Origin of the sequence: Shewanella sp. SM101 (genome assembly GCF_025654465.1) — a bacterium.
GTDB classification, from domain to species: domain Bacteria; phylum Pseudomonadota; class Gammaproteobacteria; order Enterobacterales; family Shewanellaceae; genus Shewanella; species Shewanella oncorhynchi.
Genome location: NZ_JAKKRH010000007.1, coordinates 55,585 through 79,989 on the forward strand (window position 1 = coordinate 55,585; position 24,405 = coordinate 79,989).

The following is a 24,405-nucleotide window of genomic DNA, read 5'->3' on the forward strand; positions in this document are numbered from 1 at the left end:
CTAGCTATGCGATTTGGGAACCCATGCGATGAAGTCAGAGGCTACCGCGGCCGTTAGTGTACAAGGTCGAGTCTTAACACGCCATGCGATTCATCGTCATGGGAGTTTAGTGTTGCAGTATTATCTGGCTACCGCCCAAGGCCCTGTGCTGGTGGAAGTGCAAGGCACTGAACACATTTGTTTTTGTCATCAAACTGATGTCACGGCTTTGCAGTTGCAAACGCCGGGTCAAGCATTGCGGTTTGTACCGTTAGCACTCAAAAGCTTTAAAGGCGGTGCGGTTAGTGGTGTTTATGCTAAATCTAGCAATAGTTTACGTACCTTACAGCGCATCGCTAAAGATGCCGACATCCCTTTATTTGAAGCCGACATTCGCCCCGAACAGCGTTATTTAATCGAGCGGTTTGTGGCGCTGGATGTGGCATTTTTAGGGCATTTCTCTGCGACGAGTAACATACACGCGCCGACTAGCGACAGTCTTGAGGCTAACTCGCTGCCCGTGTTTATCGCCGAGCGGGCTAAGAGTATTGCCCCTTTAACGGCTGTACATTTGCGCTGTATTTCACTGGATTTTGAATGCAGCTTTGAAGGTTTACTCTATTCAGTTGCACTATATGGTCAATACAGTGGCCGAGACGAAGAGCAAGACAGTCTCAAGCAGACTTATGAAAAAGTGATTATGGTGGGTGAGGCTGAATCAAACTCTCCCGAATATATTGAATGGGTGGCCGATGAGGCTGCACTCATTCATCGATTAATCGCGTGGTTCCATGAGTTTGATCCTGACTTTGTCATAGGTTGGTCAGTGGTGAGTTTTGACCTCGCACTCTTGTCACGCCGGGCATTATTACACCGTATTCCGCTCACCATTGGCCGCGGAGGGGCAAAGCTTGAGTGGAAAGTTGACAATAAATTTCGGCCAGAAACCTTAGTTTTACCGGGCCGAGTGGTGCTTGATGGTATTGATTGGCTCAAAGCCGCTTTCTATCATTTTGAGCGGTTCTCGTTAGAATTTGTGTCACGGAAATTATTGGGTGAAGGCAAGGCCATTCATAACGTGGATAATCGCGTTGAAGAAATTGATCAGCTGTTTAAGACCGATAAACAAGCCTTAGCGCATTACAATCTTACCGATAGCCGCCTAGTGTGGGATATTTTTACTCACACTCAATTGTGGGATTTTGCCCTCGCGCGTGCCGAACTGACAGGTTTAGAACTGGGGCGGGTAGGGGCTTCGGTGGCGGCATTTAATCATTTGTATTTACCACATTTACATCGAGCAGGTTACGTCGCACCCGATGCTCCTGCGAGTGATGGGATCGAAAGCCCCGGTGGCTATGTGATGGATTCTGTGCCGGGACTTTATAAGCATATTTTAGTGTTCGATTTTAAAAGTCTATATCCCTCCATTATTCGTACCTTTTTGATTGACCCTAAGGGATTAATTGAAGGTTTGCAATTGCCCGAGTCTGACTGTGTTGCGGGGTTTCTCGGTGGCCGTTTCAGTCGGCAACAGCCCATTTTACCTAAGCTTATCCAAACATTATCTGAGCAGCGCGAAAAGGCCAAACGTGAGCACAATGCGCCTTTATCCCAAGCGATAAAAATTATCATGAACTCGTTGTATGGGGTTTTAGGTTCTCAAGGTTGTGTTTTCCATGATGCTAAGTTAGCAAGTTCGATCACTATGCGCGGCCATCAAATCATGAAACAAACCCGCGCATGGATAGAAGAGATGGGCTATCAAGTGATTTACGGCGATACGGATTCGACCTTTGTCTGGCTTGGCAGCGAGCCTGATCTCTCAGACATTAACGCCTTAGGTAACACTCTGGCGCGGGAAATTAATGCTAAGTGGCAGGCTAAGATCGGTGAAGATCATCAAGTTGAGAGTTTTCTCGAGTTACAGTTTGAACGCCACTATGAGCAGTTTTTTATGCCGACCTTAAGAGGGTCGTTAGAAGGCAGTAAAAAACGTTATGTTGGCGCGTGGCGTAATGCGAGCGATGAACTTGAGCTTACCTTTAAAGGTATGGAGCAAGTGCGCAGTGATTGGAGCCCTTTAGCGCGCAAAGTTCAAGAGTCACTCTATGAACGGATGTTTAACCAAAGGGATATCCGTGTTTATTTGGCCAGTGTGTTTGAAAAGCTGCTTGATGGTGAGTTGGACGATGATTTGGTATTTCGCAAACGAATGCGACGCAATATTGAAGATTACACGGCTAAATCTTCTCCCCATGTTAAAGTCGCTCAACAATTATGCGGCTTAACAGGAGATGCCTCTTTTGGCAAGCGTGGGGCGCAGATTGATTATCTGGTTACTGTAAATGGACCGGAATCCTTACTGTACAGAACGTCACCAATTGATTACCAATACTACATTGATAAGCAAATTGGCCCTATTGCCGAGCCTGTTTTTTCGATAATGAAACTAAACTACATGGATATTGCGTCAAAGCAGTTGCTGTTAATATAGTGTTCTTAATGTTCTTTATGTGTTGCGCAGGGTGGCGAATGTAGCGTTTTAACCTGTTTTGTAGAGGTTAACTGGTTTGTTTTTGTGATGTTAATCGACATATTCTTTAGGTTTAGCTTTGAGGGAATATTGAAAGTTTGCTACCCTTTAAGAGGAAATTGTAAGGAAATATAACAACGGAATGACGTTGACAGAACATAAACAAAAAAGGTTAAGCACCAAATGAACAAGACGTTAGTAGCAACTGCGCTTGCAGCAATTTTTTTAGTTCCATCAGTCTCAGCTATCGAGATCTATAAAGATAATAAAAATGCCGTAGAAATCGGTGGTTTTATTGATGCACGCGTGATCAACACTCAAGGGGAAACAGAGGTTGTTAACGGCGCATCTCGCATTAATTTTGGTTTTAATCGTGAGTTGACTGACGGTTGGAAAGCATTTGCTAAATTGGAATGGGGTGTGAATCCTGTTGGTAGTAGTGACATCGTCTATAACAATCGCTTCGAATCTGTTCAAGAAGAGTTCTTTTATAACCGTTTAGGTTACGCTGGTCTGTCCCATGACACTTACGGAACACTGACTATTGGTAAGCAGTGGGGCGCTTGGTACGATGTCGTTTACAACACTAACTATGGTTTTGTGTGGGACGGTAACACTGCAGGTGTTTACACTTATAATAAAGATGATGGCGCGGTAAACGGTGTTGGTCGTGGTGATAAAACAGTTCAATATCGCAATGCATTTGGCGATGTAAGCTTTGCAGTTCAAGCTCAGTTGAAAAACAGCAGCTTTTATACCTGTGATACAACGGATGATATTTCACAAGCTCAGTGTCAAGCGAACTGGGAAAGCGGTGATAAAGCAGCTCAACAAGTAGAATACAATTATACTTATGGTGGCGCGCTGACCTATAAAGCCACTGATATGCTGACCTTAACTGCGGGTGTTAACCGCGGTGAGTTTGATGTGAGTTTTGGTAATGGCGAACAAACCACTGCGGTTGATCTTATCTACGGTGCGGGTATCACTTGGGGTAACTTCGATAGCAATGGCTTATACGCTGCTGCAAACGTTAACAGACAAGAAAATCATGACACAGACAATATTGGTCGTTTGATTAAAGACGCCTATGGTATTGAAAGTTTAGTTTCTTACAAGTTTGACAATGGATTACGCCCATTCATTTCTTACAACGTGCTTGATGCCGGTAAAGACTACGTCATTCAACCTAACTTTAATGCCGATCCTAACGATGAGTTCAAACGTCAGTTTGTCGTAGTTGGTTTGCATTTTGTATGGGACCCAAACACAGTGCTTTACGTAGAAGCACGTAAAGATTACAGCGATTTTACCAGTGCAGATAAAGAACAAGAAGCTAGAATGGCGCTTTCAGAATCTGACGGTGTTGCCATTGGTATCCGTTACACACTTTAAGTTTCCAGTTTCTATATAGTAGAAACCACTTTTTTAACAAAAAGCCAGTCAGCAATGCCGAACAGTTAAGACGAAATGCTTGACTAGTTCACTTAAAAGTTAAAAATCCGATGATCCCATATCATCGGATTTTTATGTAACTCCAAGATAAATTAGTCTGCACCTATATCACCCGCTTAACCTGTTTGGCAGATGTTTTTATGTCTGTAAGGTCGAACCCTAGCGGGTTAAGCCTCTTTGAACGTGCTCCAAATGGGGGCATGATCTGAGGGTTTATCTATGCCGCGCAGATCGTAATCGACATCGGATTCGACTAAACGTGCTGCCAGTGAAGGCGTTGCTAAAATCACATCAATACGCAGGCCACGATTGTCATCGAAACCTTTGCTGCGGTAATCGAACCAAGAATAACGTTCGATGCGCTCTGGATGTAATTGACGGAAAGTGTCGATTAAGCCCCAGTCTTGTAAGGTTTTCAACCACTCACGTTCTTCCGGTTGGAAGCTACATTTGCCGGTTTTCAGCCAACGCTTACGATTGACTTCACCTATGCCTATGTCTAAATCGGTCGGCGAAATATTGATGTCACCTATGATGGCGATATCTTCATCGTTGCTGTGATTTGTCTGCAAGTAGTGCATTAAATCCTGATAAAACTTACGTTTAGCAGGATATTTTGTGGGGTGGTCTATGCTTTCGCCCTGGGGGAAATAGCCGTTGAACACAGTCAATGGACGACCATTCGCTTGGGTAAATGTGCCGATAATCATGCGGCGCTGGGCATCTTCATCATCGCTTGGAAAACCCTTTTGCAGTTTTTCTGGTGCGACTTTAGACAGCATGGCAACACCATAGTGAGCTTTACCGCCGTGGTAATGCACTTGATATCCCATGGCTTCGACTTCGGCTAATGGAAACGCCTCATCGTGCACTTTGGTTTCTTGCAGGCCGATAATGTCGGGCTGGTGGCTATCGATTAAGGCTTGCAATTGATGCAAGCGTGCCCGCAGACCATTGATGTTAAAGGACACTATTTTCATTAAGGCAGGACTCGTTTAAAGGGTTTAACCACAACACTTTGGTAAACGCCCGCTTCGATATAGGGATCGGCATCGGCCCAGTGTTTTGCTGCGACTAAGGATTCAAAATCTGCGACAACCAGTGAACCACTAAAGCCAGCATCACCAGGGTTTTCGCTGTCGATGGCTGGGTGTGGGCCAGCGATCAGTAAACGACCTTCATCGGCGAGGGCTTGCAGGCGAGCTAAATGGGCTGGGCGTGCAGCTAAACGTTTTTCTAAACTATTCTCAAAATCTTGAGCTGAAATCATATACCACATTATTTGAGTTCCTTGCGTTGATCTTCGGGAAGGTGTTTATAAAGATAAAATACGGTCAGGACAGTATTAATTAAGGTTAAAGCGGTTAAACCAAACACTTTAAAATTGACCCAAGTTTCTAATGGCAAACTAAAGGCGACATAAATATTGACTAGGCCACAAGCGGCGAAAAAGATCACCCAATACCAAGTTACGCGAGCCCAAATTTTGTCGTCTACTTGCATTTCTTTGCCTAACATCGACTTTAATATCGATTTATTGAGCAATTGACTGACACCTAAGGCGATGGCAAACAAACTATAGATGATGGTCACTTTCCACTTGATAAAAGAATCATCGTGAAACACTAAAGTGAGTGTGCCAAACACTGTCACCATAGCAAAGGTGATTAAGTGCATCTTTTCAAGTTTCTTATATAGCGCATAGGTCACGATCAATTGAAGCGCGGTGGCTGCGATCAATGCGCCGCTGGCGATATAAATATCGAAAAATTTATAAACGGCAAAAAAGATGACGAGGGGCAGGAAATCAAGCAGTTGTTTCATAAATAATCATGTTAAAGAGACATGGGCTTGAGTGTAGCATGTGCAACATAAGGGCAAAAGCACCATGGGCCTAGGATTGCGATCTTGCCCATTAAATGGGTTTAATGGGCAAGTTAGACTTGTGCCTGTTTGGTTGCGTTTGTCTTAGCGTTAGGGCGACTTAGTAGTGGGCAATCGTGGCATTGGCCAGTGTTGGCGAGTTGATACCTTAGGCAGCAAGTACGGCGAATGCAGTGGATGTTTGTGCTGCCTTCTTTTGGTTCAACAATCAAATTGATGCTGTTATACAGTGGATTTTGGGTGCCATCAAAAAAGGTCGTTCTGCGAAACAGAGCTTGCTTAAGTTGCTGACTCTGCTGCTGAGATAATCCCAACTCACCTAGATACCAGTGGATCAGATAGCCTAAGTGACTCCAATATAATTTAGCGGGCACGGGGCTTAAAGTGAGTAGGCGCTCAACACTCGGTTGCAGTAAGTTTAAGATAAAGCCTTGTAGGGCGAGTTCTTTATTAACTGGCGGCTTATATGAAGTTAATGGCGAGTGTACCTTAGTGTCTGTCTTGAAACTTGGCTTAGTGTTTGTTTGGGAAAGTGGCTCGATGCCGTGGTATTTTTTAAAGGTCAAAGCGGTATTTGGCTGGCGCTTTGCGATGTTAAATTCAAATTTTGCCACTCGGCCACTGGCGTGTACCTGCATAAAAACGGACTGTGGCTGCCAGTGAATAGGCTCGAAATCGGCTTTTTTTGCGTTAAAAATCCACTCCATCACAGGCGGAACTAAAAGGCCAAAATACCATTGACCCCAAAGTGAATGCAGCGCTTTGCGAGTGTCTTTTCTACTGGCCGTAGCGCGTTTACTGACTAAGGCGCTTTTACTGACGAAAGCGTGCGCTCGGCTGGTTGCAGCTGTTTTAGTAGCCTCGGTTTTATCTTTAGTTACAGCCTCAGTTTCACTCTGAGTTTCAGCGCTAGGATGTGCGATGGCAAAACGTGCAATGAGTTTTTGATAAGTATCGATGTTACTCCATTCATCAAAACTGAGCCCTGTAGGTGACTGGGTTGCGCGAAGGTGTTCGCCATAGAAGGGCGCCCGCTCATGTAACAGCTGATTGAGTGTCAAAATAGTTTGATTCAACGCGTTGTGGCTTGGCGAGGTATCGCACAATGTTTGCAGCCTGGTGTCTCTCCGTTGGCTTGCCATAGTGACTCCTTAATGGCTGTGATTGATTGCCGCGGTTATCGATAAGTCCATGTAAATGATTACCTTGCGAGCCCAAGATTTGGGCTCACAAGGTTTTTCGAACGATCTCAATATAAATCTGACTTAGAAGCGATAGTCTAAGGTTAAGCTGGCACTTCGCGGCGTACCGTATTGGAATTGGCTGTATTGACCGACTTGGCTGTAGTAGCTTTTATCTAAGGCGTTGTGCAGGTTTGCGCTGAGCTTAAGTTGCTCGGTGAAGGCGTAACTCGCCATTAGACTCGCTAGCGCGTAAGAGCCTTGCTCGACTTCGACTTTGCCAAGTGGCGAATTAACTGTTTGGTAGACGCGGCTCTGCCAGTTAACTCCCGCACCTATTTGCAATTTATGCCAATCACCGCCAAAGGTATAAGTGGTGAAGAGTTTTAATTGCTGGCGTGGTGACGTGGTACTGATACGTTTGCCTTCAGGATCTTCGCTAGTGAACTGGGTGTAACCTAAGTAAAGATTCCAGTCATCAGTGATTTTACCCGTCGATTCAAATTCGAATCCCTGTGTTTTTGTACCGTTTACGCCTTCATACACTTGCGTTGTTGTTCCTGGGATCACATCGCCAGTGCTGACTCCGACATTGTCTTGTCTGATCTCAAACACCGACAGCGACATATCTAAAGCCTCATCGAACAGGCTCGCCTTAATCCCGCCTTCGTAGTTTTTCCCTTTGACCGGATCTAGATAGCTTTTATCGATTTTTTGCTTAGTTTGCGGTGCAAAAATATCCGTATAACTGGCATAGAGCGAATATTGCTCGGTCAGGGCGTAGGTGAGGCCGAAGTAAGTGGTGAGTTCGTTGCTGATGTTGAAATCGTAACGGCTGCCAAAATTATCTTGGTCGGTTTCCCACTCATTGAGGCGTAATCCGACGATGACAGCTAACGCGTCGCTGAGATTAAGCTGAGTCGCCACATAGGCTGCACTCTGTTTGGTTTCGCCAAATGAACCCGTGGTATAGGTTTCCTTCCATTGAGGTTTTGGATATTGGAAGTTCGGATCGCGAAAATCCCCCAAAGGCGGTACTGCCGCAGTGGGATAATAGTAGGGATTGGCGAACTCTTGGCGTTGGCCATTCCAGCCAAACATCAATTGATGTTCCTGACCAAAGAGTTGGTATTGTCCTTCGGCGCGCAAATCCACATTGTGTTGGGTGCGACTGCCGTCGACATAGGCGATAGAGCCTGCAGTGGCGCCGATATTGGTTACAGGATCAGGATATCCCGTGGCCCATAGTACATCGAACTCCAATGAGTTATCGCCGTAGGTGTAAGTCCCTTTTAGGTTCCAACCGTTATCTAATCTGTGTTCGAGACTCGCAAAGGTGTTGAGTCCTTGGGTATGCGCCGAGCCCCAATCGGGCGCCGTTGAAGTGGCACGATCATAATTAGTGCGACTGCCATCGCTGTAAAATAGCGGTAAACCGCCCGACATAGTGCCGCTCGGTGTGGCATCTTGGTAATCGACACCAAGGGTGAATAAGGTGCTATCGCCAATATCGGTTTCGACTATGCCGTATAGCGTAGTGCGCTGCTGCTCGTACCTGTCTTGGAATGAATCCTTATCTTGATAGGCGGCCACCACGCGACCGCGCACAGAACCTGAATCATTTAAGCCGCTGGAAACATCGACCATACCGCGCACATTATTCCATGAGCCCACACTTAACGAGGTGTTGCCCATAAACTCTTGAGTCGGGCGTTTACGGATAAGGTTAATGGCCGCCGAGGGATTACCGGCTCCCGTCATGAGGCCAGTCGCGCCGCGTACCACTTCTACTCGCTCGTAGATGGCGGTGTCGATCAGATTATCGCCATAGTTGAAGCGGGTATCGTAGGTCGTTGGCACGCCATCGTACAAAATGCTGGTCACGGCAATGCCGCGGGCACTAATACTGTATCTGTCGTTATCCATTGGGCGGGCATTGATCCCCGCAACGCTGGTCATGGCATCAATCACGCTATTAAGCTGTTGATCATTCATCATTTGGCGGGTGATAGACGTGACCGACTGCGGCGTTTCTAGATAGGATAAATCGAGCCCAGTTGCCGTGTTCATCGCTTGGGTTTTATAACGGTTGTCGTGTAAGTCCTTAGCGCCAATGACATTGATGACTTCAATTTCTTTCTGGTGCTTTTTAGTCTTACTATCCGTATCGACAGTGTCAGCTGTGGCATGGGGAACTGTGGCTAACATGGCTGAGCACAGCAATAGCTTCGGGTTAACGAGGGCTTGCCGACAGACGAGTGCGATGTTGGAGAGAGGAAAAGTCTTCATAATGTTGATCTTTAATTCCGTTTAGGTTGGGGGTTAAACAAGCTGGGCCAACATTGGCCCATGCTAAAGTTTCGGGGTTATCCACTTTGTGGTGTGTTAACGTGTCCTTTGCTCAGCGCTGCTAAGCATAGGGCGCTTAAAGGTATGGCTCTGTCTAAAGGTCGCCAAGGGATTGTCGATGCCGCCGGCGAAACGCAGGTTTTTCTCCCTGTCGGCGAGGTCTATCATTTGTTGGTTATTATTCAATTGGATACGATTGAGGCACGTACGTACAAAGCTGTCCTTAAACAGATCGTATTGGGCAAACTTGTCGGCCAAATGTGGATGCTGGGCTTGGTAATCACGTACATTGTCCGCCACTAACTCCCAGAATTGGCTTTCACTGACACTGGTTTGCTCATCGAGCAGCGGTGCTAAATAGCGGAAAATACAGTCAAAAATATCCAGTAAGATGTAGTTAAGCTTCATCTCTTCTTCAAGGCTCACCGCAAGGCGTTTTACATCATCAGGTAGCGGCTTCGCGCCATTGAGTACCGCGACTTCTTCGCCTATGTCTTTCATCAAAATCTTGACTGGCACATATTCATCGAGCACTAAGATCAGGTTTTCCCCGTGCGGCATAAAGACCAGATCGTAGGCAAAAAAGGCATGTAACAGCGGCGATAAATACAGGTTTAAGTAGCGACTGACCCAATCCTTTGCTGGCAAGCCTGATGCGGCTATCAAGGCTGCAATAAGGGCCTTATCTTCATGATCAGTATGCAGTAGCGCAGCCATGGTCATCAGATTTTGTTTAGGCTCAATGTGTGGCAGTGGACTTTCGCGCCACAGGGCAGAAAGCATTTTTTTATAGGCGCTATCTTGGGTGAGTGCCTGCTCGTAATAATGGTGGTGGTAACCTATGGCTGCAATTTCTTTAAGGATCACAAACCCTTGCTGAGTAAAGTAAGGGTCGCTTTCAACCAAGTTCGCCACCCACGCATTGATTTGCGGTGTGCAGCTCATGTAAAGGGGCGATAGACCACGCATAAAGCCCATATTTAGGATAGAAAGCGCGGTTTTGACATAGCACTTTTGCGGTGATGCAAGATTGAAGAAAGTGCGTATCGATTGCTGCACTTGGTATTGTTCGCTGCCTTCACCAAGGTAAACCAGATCGCCACGGGCTATGTCGCCGGCAAAGACGCGGGCGATTTTTTCACGCCACTGCCAAGGGTGCACTGGCATAAAGTAGAAGTCCTGTGGATCATGCTGCTGCGTTTTAAGACGTTGTTGGAAGTCAGTGAACTGCTGGCCAAGCTCTTCCTTTAGTACCGCATCGTGACTCAAGTTTTCGAGGGCGGCAAACGTGGTTTTGTTTTTGCGGACTCCAAGCCAGACTAACTGCATCGGCATCGCGCTTTCAGGGGCAAATTGACGGTAATCCTGCATATCAAAACCAATCCGGCCATTATTGGCAATAAACACCGGATGACCTTCTGTCATACCCGCTTCTATGCTTTGATAATCGGCTCGCGCCAGTGTGGCTGCGGGAATCGCCTGATGCGCTAACTTGTATGCCTTACTGTAAAGGGTGCTGGTGATTTCTTCTAAATAAGTTGGTAGTAAGGTTTCGCTGATCCCTAAGTCATTTTTAAGGGAAATAATCAGCGACATCGCATCGAGGGTTTGTTCTTTGCCTGCAAGTGAAACGCGGATGGTATCGGCATTAATCGCGAGATGATCGAGCTGATAGTGCCGCGCACTAAAATAGTAAGTGCTGTCTTTGAGCCTGAGTTCATAGTGGTTAAGCCCCGTTTTTTGCCCGTACAGGGTCGGCGTAATGAGTTTCTCGTGGGTGAATTCGCAGAGGATTTTCTTCACTAAATGACGATTAGCCGCTTGCCAATAGGCGGGAGTCAAATGCTCCGGCATAGAAGTCGATGTTGTCGATAGCGTCGGGCTTTGTTGAGCATGTACTGCTTGAACATGATGATCTTGCGTTGGCAATGGGTTAATTAATAAGGCTTTTGTGGGTAAGTTCATCTAATTCACCTGAAGAGTCGATAATGTCATGGGAGAGGTTGGAGATGCCGCGTGCGAGCTTGGCTTTGCTAGGGTTGGGCTTGCTAAGTATTGTTCTGCTAAGTTTGGCAGAGCAGGCGTTGACTGAGCTGAGCTTGGCAGGGCTAAGGTTGTTTGGGCTAGGCTCGTCAAAGAGGGCGTGCTCGATGGTTGAAGGCGCTGGACCGCAGTGCAAAATCCGAGGAAAGCAGCTTTAGTGTTTAACTGAATCGCTTTTTCATAGCGAATGCCTATCAGGCTATTTAAGCGATGAATTTTGCTATTGAGTTGATCGGGTTCAACCACGAGGCGATTAAAGGCTAGTTTTTCAAGCACGAGCTGCGCTATCGCATCCATCACTTTCAAGGATAAGCCGCTGACGGGTTTGCCATCTGGCGGCGCGATAATCAGATGCATACCACAATCACCCGGCGCAACACGATAGTGCTGACCAACTTCATCGTGGACGGGATTGTAGAGCTCCACCATAAATAGTGCTTTGGCCTGCCATTCACCTATCAAGGCAAACTTGTGTTCTGTTGTTGCTAACAGATTTTTTATGGCATCAAGGTTCAAGCCCTGCATACCCCAAAACTTGGCGTAATCTTGGTTAAACCAAGACTGTAGTGTTGGAATGTCTTGTGTAAGGTCTAACGCTCTGAACTGGAAACCATTAATGCTCGAAATAGCGGATAGTTGCATTAAACATAGTTGCGTTAAACAATGGTTGCTAAATTGGCTTGCCATTATTATGCCTCCTGGTTCGGCGCCATTAAGACCGGCATATTGGTTCCCGCGCCTGAACTCACGGTTGAACTTGCGCCAGAACTTGGAATCTTGGTTGGAGGGATAGTTTGTGGCGCATCAACTTGAGTTTTTCTGTGCGGCGCCTTAGGAAAATGTCTTGGATTAAGATCCAACGTGTTAATTGCATTGGCGCCGCAGGGCTGATGACTGGCAAGTTTGGCCGGATCGAAGGTTTGAAACGCGATATGTTCCTCAATGTGGTAGGGCGCATAACCGAGCACAGCTTTTAAGATGGTGCCGTTGCGATAACAGCCCATACCCAGATCTGGAGAGCTTATCCCATGGGTATGCAAACCGACATTCTGGACAAAAATATCCCCTCGAATATCTATGCTGTAATCACGCTGCACGCTAAGTTGTCCGGCGTCATCGAATTCGACTTGTTGCTTAATACCACTGATAAACTCGGGTAAACGATAGTGGTAACCTGTGCCTAAAATAACGGCGCCCGTTTCTTGCTCAAAGGTGTGATTTTTTTCATTGTGGTGGAAATGCAACTTGAGCATATTGGCTTGTGGCTCGATATGAGTCAGCGCCGCATTCGTCATCAGTCGGCATTGAAAATCGGCCAATAGGCGTTTTTGATATAACAAATCGTAAATGTCGTTTATCAGCTCAGAATTTATCCCTTTGTAGAGCTGTTTCTGGCTGGCGATCAGTGAGCATCTTTGATTAGGGGTCAACTCGTGGAAGTAATCGACATAATCTGGCGAGGTCATCTCTAAAGTAAGCTTGGTATATTCCAAGGGATAAAAACGCGCTGATCGTGTCATCCAATTGAGTTGATAACCATAGGTATCAATATCTTGCAGTAGATCGTAAAACACTTCCGCCGCACTCTGGCCACTACCAATTACTGTGATGGCACTCTGACTCTGCAGGTAGGTTTTTTGCTGCATATAACTGGCGGTATGCATGACCCGTGCATCTTGGATTGGGCAATCCTTTGGTAGATAAGGTTCAGTGCCAGTGCCTAGCACTAGCTTTCGGCATTGATAGGAATGGGTTTTACCACTGCGCCTATCAAAACCTGTAACTCGATAAATACTTTCACCTGCGTTGTAATCCACTTGAGTGACCTTAAAACCAAATTTAAGGTTGTTGAGTTGTTGGCTCACCCATTGGCAATACAAGTTGTATTCGTGGCGGGGTAAAAAGAAATTCTCACGAATATAAAAGGGATAAAGTCTGCCCGTTTGCTTGGCAAAATTAAGGTAGCTGTAGCGGCTGGTGGGATCGGCCATAGTCACCAGATCCGACATAAAGGGTGTTTGTAATCTTGAGGATTTGAGTAGCATGCCTGGATGCCAGTCAAAACTGGTTTTAGCATCTAAAAATAAGCAGTTAAAGCCGTCAATAGGTTCTGATAAGGCGGCGAGGCCAAGATTGAATGGGCCAATGCCTATGCCAAGTAGATCAAAGATTTCGCGATCCATTTCCCTTTGCTGTGTACTCACTTACGCCTCCTTGGCAACATGCTGCTGCGCGTTGCCGATCCAGTAATCAGTTACCTAAGGACGCAAACCAAAGTGAATGCGGTTATCAAAATAGACTGTTTGGCTATTTATCTTGCGTTGATTAACTCGCTATTTTTAGCTCAGTCCTTAGGCCATTTCCTGCTGTCTCTGTCCCGACAACGGTAGGTAAATTAGCATGTGAAAATATTCAAATGCAAATCATTCTCATTTGTGTGGGGCTGTGGGTTAATACTTTTAACTGATGAATAAGGGGGGCAGATACGGTTAATGGTACAAATAAGTAAATGACAAAGGAGTGATAATTAGGCAGCGTTTTGAGGATGTATCATTTAGGGTTTTACGAGCTCTATTTTTATAAAATATATAAATACAGTGGGTTACATTAATGCTTGAGTTGGTTCGAGAGCAGAGGAAAATTGATTTAGATGGGAGTCATGTCATCCTTATACAATAAACATAGGTGCCGCTAAACGGTCAGTGTAAATCCATTGTAAAGCGTGGACTGGGGGCTCAATGAGCGCTTTGATTTAATACGATTGGTATGGTGTAGGTCGTACTGTTTTAGTTTAAGTGAATATTGGCAGGGTAACAGATCGAGCAATTATCGATGTGATTTTTAGTCGCTGTACGCATAAGAGAAGGAGTTCAAGATAAAGCCGTCCTAAAACGGCTTTGAAATAAAATAGTTAAATCGGAAGATTAAGTCGTAAAACTAGCGTAAATCGACAAAATGAGCTGTGATTTTACGCACCAAAGGTAACACCATCAGCAGTGTAGGAAAGGCGACAACCCATGAGATCAGCCAAGCGCCTAGCCAGAGTTCGAGAAATTGCGGTGAAGCGCCAACGCCATTGAAAGTGCTGATCCCAGAAACGATACAACTCATGAGAATAGAGAGAAAAAATGGCATCACCACAGTGGCATACTTGGCCGGTAATTTGGGTGTTCCCAAAAAAGTACGAGGTTTGTTATCGGGTAAAGATTTAGAAATGGTCATCGGATCCTCTAATGGATATGTATCAGGCGAATGATTTGTTACAGGCTAGCACTATACCTTTTTTTATCGACTCAATTCATCCAATTTGTTACCCAAAGCTCGCCTGTTACATTAACCCAATGGCCTAGCGAGATAGGGGATTTCCCAAGTTCATTATCAAAGGGGAGCGGTAAGTTTGATTGCAACAGGTAAATTGTATCTTCGGGTGTTTGGCTGATGTCGATGATTTGTCCCGAAGCTTCAAAGTGACAGTTATGCAACGGGAATTTCAGATGCTGGTGTGGCGTTTGTTTAATCATATCAGCTTGAAGACTGGCACTTGCTAATCGGCCAAGCAATTCAACTGTGACCCATTGGTTAACCGGAAAGCGAATTTCGGCCTGCTGATCGCTACCTTGGTAGTAAAACCAAATTGGTGCACCATTATCGCATTTACCTGCAACTTCACCTTCAAAACCACAGCCCCAAGGCGTTAATTCGAGAATATAGATCCGATACTGCATAAAAAGTCCGTTTTTCTTCGATAGGGCATTCTATCGAGGAACTGTGACTAAATAAATACGCTGTCAGTGTAGTACTGCGTGAGTGTCAGTATTGCCTTGATAGATTGTGTTTGAGGGAGATAAAGGCTGAGTAAACATAGAGCTTGGTAAATACAAACAAAATAAGCGAGGCGACGAGTCTACCTCACTTATTTTATTTGTAATTGAACTTTTGATTTATATTGGATTATTTAAATCAAGACTCGCTTAGGTTGCAGCCTTCATTGCGCGAGTAAATTCCCCAAGCGTTGCAAGTAGCTTAACTTCATCGTGCTGGTGGGTTTCGATGATTTTTACTACGGCAGAGCCAGAAATCGCCCCCGCAGCGCCCGCTTTGATGGCGGCGCTTACCTGTGAAGGCTCGGCAATACCAAAACCGAGGAGCGGTGGCGGGGCGTTAAAGGCTTTTAATTTAGATAAAATTTCCTCTACCGGCACGCCAGCTTTCGTGTCTGTGCCTGTGACCCCCGCGCGGGATAAGAGATAGGTGTAACCTTCACCACTTTTACTCACTTGCTCAAGGGTTTCACTGTCGGCATTGGGCGGTGCGATAAAAATCGGCGCAATACCATGGGCTTTAGCGGCTTCGCTAAAGGGCGCTGATTCTTCCACTGGCACATCGGCGATAAGTACTGAATCCACACCCGCTTGTTGCGCTTTGGCGTAAAACGCATCTATGCCATTAGCAAACACCAAGTTTGCATACAGCAGCAAACCGATTGGAAGTTCAGGATATTTTGCACGCACTTGCGCCAGTAATTCAAAACACGCCGTTGGAGTCGTGCCTGCGGCTAAAGAACGCAGGTTAGCGCCTTGGATCACTGGGCCATCGGCCAAGGGATCGGAAAATGGAAAGCCCAGTTCTAAGGCATCGGCACCGTTTTGCACTAAGGTATCGATAATTTTTAGCGATAACTCAGGGCTAGGATCGCCAAGGGTGACGAAGGGGACAAAAGCGCCACGGCCTTCGGCGTTGAGTTTGGCAAAGGAGGCTTGGTAACGGCCAGTGTTGGTAGACGTGTCACTCATGTTTATTATTCCTCTTTACCATTCAAAATGTCAGAAACGGTGAAAATATCTTTGTCGCCACGACCGGAAAGATTGACCACTAAAATGGTTTCTTTGGTGCACTCGCGCGCCATTTTCACGGCATAGGCGATAGCATGCGCCGATTCCAATGCAGGGATAATCCCTTCACAGCGCGCCAGTTGTTGGAAGGCTTCTAAGGCTTCATCGTCGGTAGCCGATTCATAACGGGCGCGGCCTGTAGCATTAAGATGCGCGTGCTGCGGGCCAACGGAGGGGAAGTCCAATCCGGCTGAAATCGAGTAAGATTCTTCAATTTGCCCTTCGCTATCTTGCATCAAAGGCGCTTTCATGCCGAAGAAAATCCCTGTCTTACCGTGTTTAAGCGGCGCGCCGTGCATTGGCGTGTCTATGCCTTTACCCGCAGGTTCGACGCCAATCAGTTCGACACTTGGTTCGTCGATAAAGTCAGCGAACATGCCGATAGCGTTGGAACCGCCGCCAACACAAGCGATAACGGCATCGGGCAGGCGACCTTCACGTTCCAGCATTTGCTTCTTGGTTTCTTCACCAATAATGCGTTGGAATTCACGCACGATTGTTGGGAACGGATGTGGCCCCGCAGCGGTGCCCAGAAGATAGTGGGCCTTTTCGTAGCTGCCAGACCAGTCGCGCATTGCTTCGTTACAGGCATCTTTTAGGGTGGCAGAACCTGAGGTGACAGGGATCACTTCCGCGCCCATCAAACGCATTCTAAATACGTTAGGTGATTGGCGCGCAACGTCTTTTGCGCCCATATAGACTTTACATTTCAAGCCTAATAGCGCGCAGGCAAGGGCGGTGGCAACGCCGTGTTGTCCTGCGCCAGTTTCGGCAATAATTTCTTTTTTACCCATGCGCTTAGCCAGCAGTGCTTGGCCTAACACTTGGTTGGTTTTATGGGCGCCGCCGTGGAGTAAATCTTCCCGTTTAAGGTAGATTTTCACCATAGGATTTGGGCTTAAATTGCGGGTTAAGGTCAGTGCTGTTGGGCGACCCGCGTAGTTTTTCAGTAAATCGGTAAATTCGGCTTTAAAGTCTTCATCTTCTTGCGCTTCCACAAAGGCAGTTTCTAATTGCTTAAGGGCTGGCACTAAAATCTGTGGCACATACATGCCGCCGTATTCGCCGAAATAAGGGTTAAGCTTTAACTTTGACATACCTTTTTCCTTATCTTATCAATCAGTTTGTCAGTGGCTTCGATTGTACTAACAGCGTCTTGGGGTTAACCGCATCGTTATCTATTTGGCCACTGGCATTAATAGGTTCATATTGTTTGTTGAGCATCACGCTTGTCCTGCACCAACAGCATCTAGGGCTTCTTGCTTAGCGCGATAGGCTAGAGACGTAAATGGGCAAAAGCCGTTTGGATCAGTTGCGCCGATTTAATTCCTGCGGCGGTTTCTAGGCCAGAATTAAAATCTAAACCGTAAAATCCTTGGGCATTGGCACTGGCCGCATTCTCGGCGTTGAGTCCACCCGCCAACATGGCATGGGCCTTTTGCTGGCCTAAGGACTTCACATCAATATTTTGCCAATTAAAGGCTTGGCCCGAGCCGCCAAATTGGTTTACCGTTTTACTATCAAACAGATATCGCGATGCTCCCTGAGGTAAGTTACCAAGCTCACCCGTTTGCGCATCGACGCTGACGGCTTTCCAAATTTGAGTGGTGAGTCCCGCTTGCTCAAGTCGCTTAGTGAGCTCTGCGATTTCAAGTTCAGTTTCCGTGCCATGCAGCTGCACGGCAGATAACTGCAAACTGGCTGCGGTATCCGTAATGGTGCTTGGCGCTGCGTTAACAAACACACCGACGAATTCAATGGCGGGAGCCGCGGATGCGCGATATTCCCTGAGCAATTGTTCAGCGGCGTTAAGGGTTAACGCGCGCGGGGATTTTTCAGCAAAAATCAGCCCGGCATAGACGGCGCCTGACGTTGCCGCGGCGCGAATATCTTCCATGCGGGTGAGGCCGCAGACTTTATTGTGACCGAAGATCAATTTACGGCAGGCTAAGTCGATATCAGCCTCGGCCATTATCGAACTACCGACGAGGAAACCATCAACCAGTGGACTCAGGCGGCGTACTTGCTGATTGTTGTAGATGCCTGATTCGCTGATCACCACGCGGTCGCTGCCAATATGTGGCGCCAGCGTTTCTGTGGTGGCGAGATCGGTACTCAAATCCCTTAAGTTACGGTTATTGATCCCGATAATCGGCGCATCTAATGCGATGGCGCGTTTAAGTTCTTCTTCGTTACTGACTTCGGTCAGCACATCGAGTTGATACTTAGCGGCTTCTTTCGCTAGGCGGTGATATTGCGCATCATCGAGTACGGATAGCATTAACAGAATGGCATCGGCACCTTGGTGGGCGGCGAGTTTAATTTGGTATTCATCGACAAAAAAATCTTTGCACAGAATAGGTTGGTTCACCCGAGCGCGCACCTTAGGGATATAGTCCATATCCCCTTGGAAAAACTGCTCGTCGGTTAATACCGAAATGCCCGCCGCATATTTTCCGTAAATATCGGCAATGGCTTCTACATCAAACACATCGCGGATAAGCCCTTTGGACGGGCTGGCTTTTTTACATTCTAAAATGTAACCCGCCTTGGGCGCCTTGAGTGCGGCAAATAAACTGCGGTCAGAGATTTTTGGCGACAGACTGGCCTCGGGGAAACGCAGCTTCAGGGCGGCAATATGGGCAGCTTTGGTATCGACTATACGGGTTAACACATTACTTTTTGGCATAGGGTTTGTGGCTGCCTCTGGCTGAGTACGCAGGTCTTGAGTCATTGCTGTTGGAGTCACTTCTACTTGAGACATTCGCTTATCTTCCTCTTTCTTGACCGTTGGCATGGGCTTCACCGCTGACTTTTGCGAGCTGGCTTAACAATTCAAAGGCTTTACCGCTTTGTATGGTACTGAGCGCAAGTAAGGTTCCCGTTTTCACTGAATCAGCAATTCCACACACATATAAAGCACAACCGGCATTGATGGCGACCGCATTGGCATGTGCTTCAGTACCGTTGCCTTTTAAAATCGCCTCGGTAATCAAGGCATTCTGCGCGGGCTCGCCCCCTTCTAAGTCTGTTATTTGCGCTAAAGGCACACCTAAATCGGCGGGCGTGAGTTGATACTCAATAATGTCGCCGTCTTTTAACTCAGCAACTTGGGTGTTGCCGTGCAGCGCGACTTCATCTAAACCGCTGCCGTGCACTACCATAGCGCGTTTTGTGCCAAGCGCCTTTAATACTTTCGCTATCGGTAAGACTAACTCAGGGCTATAAACGCCAAGTAACATAAATTCGGGGCGGGCAGGATTGATAAGTGGCCCTAACACATTGAATAAAGTGCGCGTTTTCAGTGCTTGCCTGACCGGCCCCGCATGTTTTACTCCGCCGTGGTAGTGGGGCGCAAATAAAAAGCACAGGTTCAATGCGTCGAGGCAACGACTGGCGGTGTCTGGTGACATGGTTAAGTCAATGCCAAACTGCGCCAAAAGATCCGATGAACCCGATTTACTCGACACGCTACGATTGCCGTGTTTGGCGACCTTGGCGCCCGCCGCCGCGGCAACAAAGGCCGCAGTGGTGGAAATATTAATGGTATTAAAGCCATCGCCACCGGTGCCAACTATGTCAACGATGCCATTGCTAAGGTTATCGCCATTCGAGTAGGGAAACGTCTTGGCAGCGGCGCGCATCGCATCGGCGGCGCCGCTGATTTCATCAATGGTTTCGCCGCGCATCTTGAGCGCGACTAACATTCCAGCCATAGTGGCTTCACTCATTTCACCGCGAATTAACGCGCTAAAAATCTCAAAGGTGTGCTCGCGACTTAAACTCTTACCTTGGTATAAAACGTCGAGTAAAGGCTGAATATTGTTTGTACTCATGCATTTACTCCTGCTGTCATGTCTTGGGTCAGAAATGCCAAGGTTTGAATGAGCAGTGTGCTGCCCAACGTCGTCAGAATTGATTCTGGGTGGAACTGAAATCCAACGGCTCTATGCTGCGGGTGCAAAATTGCCATAGGCATAGCGTCAGTGGTTGCGATCACTTGCAAGCAATCCGGTACTTGAGTGGCGACGAGACTGTGATAGCGGGCAACGGGCAGGGGAGAGGGCAAACCAGCAAATACGCCAGTACCGTCATGGAAAGTGGGGCTTGCCTTGCCGTGTACCACAAAAGGTGCGCGTGCCACTGTGCCGCCGTAATATTCCACCATGGCTTGATGCCCAAGGCAGATACCCAGCATAGGCACCTTACCCGCAACTTTGGCGATAAGTGCCATCATAGAACCTGCCTCATGGGGTGCACCTGGTCCTGGTGATAACACGAGGGCTGCAGGCTCTTGTTCGTTTAGCAGTTTTTCAGCGATATAATCGGCGGCAACATCGTTGCGGTAAATCACCACTTCACAGCCAAGGCTGCGAAATTGATCCACTAAGTTATAGGTAAAGGAGTCAAAGTTATCGAGTAGATAGAGTTTCATGTTTGGCTCCTATTTATATTGTGCTGAAGAGGATTGTGCTGACGATTCATTCACTGGTGATTCAGTTACTAGCAGTCCAGCGCCCATTTTGATGGCTGAAATCACGGCTTGGGCCTTCTGACGGGTTTCATCTGCCTCGCTTTGTGGATCAGAATCAAATACCACGCCAGCGCCCGCTTGAATAAAGGCGGTGCCATTTTTCACAAAGGCGGAGCGGATAACGATGCAAGTGTCCATGTCACCAAGGGCATTAAGGTAACCCACTGCACCGCCATAGCTGCCGCGACGGGCTTTTTCTGCTTGGCGTACCAGTTGCGATGCACGTACTTTTGGTGCGCCCACTAATGTGCCCATATTCATACAGGCCTGATAAGCATGCAGCGCATCTAAATCTTGGCGCAGTTGACCCGTTACGCGGCTGACGAGGTGCATCACGTGGGAATAACGGTCAACTTTTAATAATTCGGCGACTTTGCGGCTGCCGCTTTGGCTGATGCGTGCGATATCGTTGCGCGCTAAATCGACCAGCATTAAGTGTTCCGACAGTTCTTTTTTATCTAAACGCAGTTCAAGTTCAATACGGCTGTCTAAGTCAAAATCAATCTCGCCCGTTGTGGTTTTGCCGCGTTTGCGGGTGCCAGCAATTGGGTAGACCTCGACTTGATTACTGCTGGCATCAAATTTGAGCGCACTTTCTGGCGAGGCGCCAAACAGGGTGAAATCATGGCCCCTGAAATAAAACATGTAAGGGCTAGGGTTAGTCAGGCGCAGGGCACGATAAGCCCCTAAAGTATTCGGGCAAGGCAAACTAAAGCTACGGGATGGCACTACTTGGAAAATATCGCCCGCAATAATGTGTTCTTTCAAATCGATAATGGTTTGTTTGAACACCTCATCGGAAATATTGACTTGCTCAGTTGCGTCGATGGCGACCAGTGTCGGTATATCGGCAGGTGAATTACCCAGAGTTTTACATTGTGTGCTTAACTGCTGAACTCGTTCGCTTAGCGCTGCGGTGATGGCGGCATACTGGGCTGAATCACGACTGAAATTATGGGTAATGATGTCGGCTTGTTTCAGTTTATGGTCGATAAGGATTAAGGTTTCAGCGAGGTAAAATAAGTAGTCAGGGCAATCGTTATCGCGGTTCGGTACGGCAGGCAGTGGTTCGACGGTATCAATCAAGTCGTATGCCAGCACGCCACCTAAAAACAGATCCTCAAAGGCGGGCTTGGTCTGGCTGTCAGTATGGGCGCCACAATCAATCTGCTGGATAAACATCCGCAGGCCATCGAGTGGCGAGGTCGATTTTAAGCGCGCATCTTCATCCTGCAGTTGAGTGTCTTTTTGCAATGTCACCACTAAGGTCAAGTTATCTCTGGCGACATTGACTGCTGTACTGAAAAACAGCGCGATGGGAGCAAGTAAGCTCGCGCCATTGTCGGTCAGTGCGGTGAAGGTCAGCTGATAACCGTCACAGCGGATCATCATGGCGGCATGGGTCATTACCATGCTTTTTAAGTGATCTTTACTGTCGATTTCGGCCGATTCGAGCAACATAGTATGGGGCGCATCTTGGGTGATGTGCTGATATAAGCGTAGTGGATCGCTGTGGTAGGTTAATGCCGCTTTGAGTGTGCTTGAGCGTGCGAATGTCTGTTTGGGCATGTTCATATTCCAGCTACCTTATAAAATGTCTTTAACATCATGAGTTATCTCGCTTTCTTAATTTTTTGCCCGAGTCTGCCGACATTTTTCGCACCTAACAAAAAAGCCCGCATTTCTGCGGGCTTCTTGTTGATTCTGGTCACTTTCAAATGAGCACAGAGCTTCACACCACCCGCTACGTTGGGAAGTGCCACCACCAAATGATGTTTAATGAAGCGTTAATGTGTGTCATTCAAAAGGGTCTCGCTAATTCAGTCAATTGGTGTATAGAAAACCTTAGCTGGAGCTGAATGTCAATTGAATATTTTTCACTTCCTGCGATTTATTCGCTGCAATGATGCATAAAATTGATGTTACTCAGCCACAAAATACGAGATAGCAGCGCATTTGTTAACAAGTTCGCGTACAATAGCGCCATGAATACTCAAAGCATATTGGCTGATCTACACAGCCACACGACCGCGTCCGATGGTCAGTTAACGCCGTCTGAATTGGTGGCAAGAGCCCTTGAAAAGGGGGTGCAGTTATTTGCCATTACCGATCACGACACAGTGGCTGGTTTACCTGAAGCCCGTGCCTTTAATCAGGCACAAGCTACTCCATTGAAATTGATTTCTGGCGTGGAAATCTCTACTCGCTGGAACAGTTACGATATCCACATAGTGGCGCTTAACTTCGATGCTGATAATCCAGCGTTATTAGCATTTTTAGAAAACCAGCGTGAATTACGTGAATTACGGGCTCAAGAAATTGGCCATAGATTAGCTAAAGCTGGCATTGAAGGTGCCTACGAAGGTGCTAAGGCGTTGGCGGGTGATGCGGCATTGAGCCGTGGACATTACGCTCGCTGGATGGCTGAAAATGGTCATGCTGTGGATATGCCCAGCGTCTTTAAACGCTACCTTGCACGCGGTAAAACCGGTTATGTGCCTAATAATTGGGGTGATATGGCCAGTGCCATTGATATCATCCATAACGCAGGTGGGTTAGCCGTGTTGGCGCACCCCAGTGGTTATAAGTTATCGGCTAAGTGGCTTAAGCGCTTAGTGCGTGAATTTAAAGAAGCCGGTGGAGATGCCATGGAAGTGGTGCTTGGCCAGCAAACATTAGACGACAGGGCCAATCTTGTGGCGCTGAGTGTCCAAAACCAGTTGCTCGCATCGATAGGGAGTGATTTTCACTTTCCGAGCAATTGGATAGAATTAGGTAAAAATCTGTATCAGCCCCAAGGTATTGATTGGGTCTGGCAATCGGAATCTTGGATGGAACGACCATGAGTCAGTTTTTTTATGTACATGAAGTAAATCCGCAAACGCGGCTTATTAGTCAGGCGGTCGCCGTATTGAAAAGCGGCGGTGTGATTGTTTATCCCACCGATTCGGGCTATGCCTTAGGCTGCTTGATTGGTGAGAAAGACGCGATGACGCGGATGGCGAGAATTCGTCAAATTGAGAACGATCATAACTTTTCCTTGATGTGCCGTGATTTATCCGAGCTTGCGACCTACGCTAAAGTGGATAATCAGGCGTATCGCATCCTAAAAAGCTGCACGCCTGGGCCTTATACGTTCATTTTCAAAGCGACTAAAGAAGTACCGCGTCGCTTACAAAATGACAAGAAAAAGACCATAGGTATTCGTGTGCCCGACAATGTAATCGCACTGGCGTTGCTGGAAGCCTTAGATGCGCCGCTGATGTCGACCAGTTTAGTGATGCCGAATGCAGAATTTGCCGAGTCTGATCCTGAACAAATTCGTGATTTGCTCGAGCATCAAGTGGATGTGATTATCCACGGTGGTTATTTAGGCGAAAAGCCAACGACTGTGATTGATATGTCTGAAGATGGCGCCGAGATTTTACGTGAAGGCGCGGGTGATATCACGCCGTTCCTCTAAATCTGCCACATTAGATTTATCGCTAATGGATGCGGGTAAGTGATTCTGATCGTGGTAGTCAACATTTGGCAGTTTTATCGCCGTAGATT

Annotated in this window: 20 protein-coding genes and 1 other annotated feature; of the genes, 4 read left to right on the plus strand and 16 right to left on the minus strand. The window is 47.0% G+C overall.

The window, feature by feature from the left end:
* Positions 1–28: 28 nt before the first annotated feature.
* Together L5M38_RS05705 and L5M38_RS05710 are read left to right on the plus strand one after the other, a co-directional pair.
* A complete protein-coding gene (locus L5M38_RS05705; protein WP_263178544.1) occupies positions 29–2,476 on the plus strand; it encodes a DNA polymerase II in 2,448 nt (815 codons plus the stop codon).
* 222 nt (positions 2,477–2,698) lie between these two features.
* Positions 2,699–3,910: a porin gene (locus L5M38_RS05710; protein WP_028760445.1), complete on the plus strand. Its 1,212-nt coding sequence runs from the start codon at positions 2,699–2,701 to the stop codon at positions 3,908–3,910.
* Between the two features lie 227 nt (positions 3,911–4,137).
* Here the strand turns inward: L5M38_RS05710 and xthA are convergent, their stop codons facing one another.
* The 16 genes from xthA to L5M38_RS05790 all read right to left on the minus strand — a co-directional run bounded on the left by xthA (position 4,138) and on the right by L5M38_RS05790 (position 22,422).
* Complete coding sequence (gene xthA / locus L5M38_RS05715) at positions 4,138–4,950, minus strand: exodeoxyribonuclease III (RefSeq protein ID WP_028761009.1); 813 nt, start codon at positions 4,948–4,950, stop codon at positions 4,138–4,140.
* Positions 4,950–5,249 (minus strand): YciI family protein, encoded by a 300-nt coding sequence (locus L5M38_RS05720; protein ID WP_028761008.1) that lies wholly within the window; start codon positions 5,247–5,249, stop codon positions 4,950–4,952. The genes xthA and L5M38_RS05720 overlap by 1 nt, the downstream gene beginning before the upstream one ends.
* A complete protein-coding gene (locus tag L5M38_RS05725) occupies positions 5,249–5,794 on the minus strand; it encodes a septation protein A (protein ID WP_028761007.1) in 546 nt (181 codons plus the stop codon). The genes L5M38_RS05720 and L5M38_RS05725 overlap by 1 nt, the downstream gene beginning before the upstream one ends.
* A gap of 113 nt (positions 5,795–5,907) precedes the next feature.
* A complete protein-coding gene (gene fhuF, locus L5M38_RS05730; RefSeq protein WP_263178545.1) occupies positions 5,908–6,996 on the minus strand; it encodes a siderophore-iron reductase FhuF in 1,089 nt (362 codons plus the stop codon).
* A 123-nt stretch (positions 6,997–7,119) separates the two neighbouring features.
* The gene (locus tag L5M38_RS05735; RefSeq protein ID WP_263178546.1) at positions 7,120–9,324 is read right to left on the minus strand and encodes a TonB-dependent siderophore receptor; all 2,205 of its coding nucleotides are present in this window, start codon (positions 9,322–9,324) and stop codon (positions 7,120–7,122) included.
* A 96-nt stretch (positions 9,325–9,420) separates the two neighbouring features.
* Positions 9,421–11,349: an IucA/IucC family protein gene (locus L5M38_RS05740; RefSeq protein WP_263166022.1), complete on the minus strand. Its 1,929-nt coding sequence runs from the start codon at positions 11,347–11,349 to the stop codon at positions 9,421–9,423.
* Complete coding sequence (locus L5M38_RS05745; RefSeq protein ID WP_263178547.1) at positions 11,350–12,114, minus strand: GNAT family N-acetyltransferase; 765 nt, start codon at positions 12,112–12,114, stop codon at positions 11,350–11,352.
* A gap of 2 nt (positions 12,115–12,116) precedes the next feature.
* Entirely contained in the window at positions 12,117–13,631 is a 1,515-nt protein-coding gene (locus L5M38_RS05750) for a lysine N(6)-hydroxylase/L-ornithine N(5)-oxygenase family protein (protein ID WP_263178548.1), read from the minus strand.
* Between the two features lie 733 nt (positions 13,632–14,364).
* A complete protein-coding gene (locus L5M38_RS05755) occupies positions 14,365–14,649 on the minus strand; it encodes a DUF2798 domain-containing protein (RefSeq protein WP_028761002.1) in 285 nt (94 codons plus the stop codon).
* Positions 14,650–14,720: 71 nt separating this feature from the next.
* Positions 14,721–15,152: a glycerate kinase gene (locus L5M38_RS05760; protein ID WP_105252115.1), complete on the minus strand. Its 432-nt coding sequence runs from the start codon at positions 15,150–15,152 to the stop codon at positions 14,721–14,723.
* Between the two features lie 246 nt (positions 15,153–15,398).
* Positions 15,399–16,220 (minus strand): tryptophan synthase subunit alpha, encoded by an 822-nt coding sequence (trpA, locus tag L5M38_RS05765; protein ID WP_263166028.1) that lies wholly within the window; start codon positions 16,218–16,220, stop codon positions 15,399–15,401.
* A gap of 5 nt (positions 16,221–16,225) precedes the next feature.
* Positions 16,226–17,416, minus strand: coding sequence for a tryptophan synthase subunit beta (gene trpB / locus L5M38_RS05770; RefSeq protein WP_105252117.1), 1,191 nt, complete (start codon positions 17,414–17,416; stop codon positions 16,226–16,228).
* A gap of 179 nt (positions 17,417–17,595) precedes the next feature.
* Positions 17,596–19,083 carry a bifunctional indole-3-glycerol-phosphate synthase TrpC/phosphoribosylanthranilate isomerase TrpF gene (trpCF, locus tag L5M38_RS05775; RefSeq protein WP_263178572.1) on the minus strand — a complete coding sequence of 496 codons (1,488 nt, stop codon included), beginning with the start codon at positions 19,081–19,083 and terminating at the stop codon, positions 17,596–17,598.
* A 4-nt stretch (positions 19,084–19,087) separates the two neighbouring features.
* Positions 19,088–20,155 (minus strand): anthranilate phosphoribosyltransferase, encoded by a 1,068-nt coding sequence (trpD, locus tag L5M38_RS05780; RefSeq protein ID WP_263166030.1) that lies wholly within the window; start codon positions 20,153–20,155, stop codon positions 19,088–19,090.
* Complete coding sequence (locus tag L5M38_RS05785) at positions 20,152–20,754, minus strand: aminodeoxychorismate/anthranilate synthase component II (RefSeq protein ID WP_263166032.1); 603 nt, start codon at positions 20,752–20,754, stop codon at positions 20,152–20,154. Before L5M38_RS05785 ends, trpD begins: the two co-directional genes overlap by 4 nt.
* Before the next feature lie 9 nt (positions 20,755–20,763).
* Entirely contained in the window at positions 20,764–22,422 is a 1,659-nt protein-coding gene (locus L5M38_RS05790) for an anthranilate synthase component 1 (RefSeq protein WP_263166034.1), read from the minus strand.
* Between the two features lie 97 nt (positions 22,423–22,519).
* Positions 22,520–22,627: a sequence feature (Trp leader region), on the minus strand.
* Positions 22,628–22,838: 211 nt separating this feature from the next.
* Here L5M38_RS05790 and rnm point away from each other — a divergent pair.
* Positions 22,839–23,699, plus strand: a complete 861-nt coding sequence (gene rnm, locus L5M38_RS05795; RefSeq protein WP_105253095.1) for an RNase RNM — start codon at positions 22,839–22,841, stop codon at positions 23,697–23,699.
* Positions 23,696–24,316, plus strand: coding sequence for an L-threonylcarbamoyladenylate synthase (locus tag L5M38_RS05800; protein WP_028760994.1), 621 nt, complete (start codon positions 23,696–23,698; stop codon positions 24,314–24,316). Before rnm ends, L5M38_RS05800 begins: the two co-directional genes overlap by 4 nt.
* The last annotated feature ends 89 nt before the right edge of the window (positions 24,317–24,405 follow it).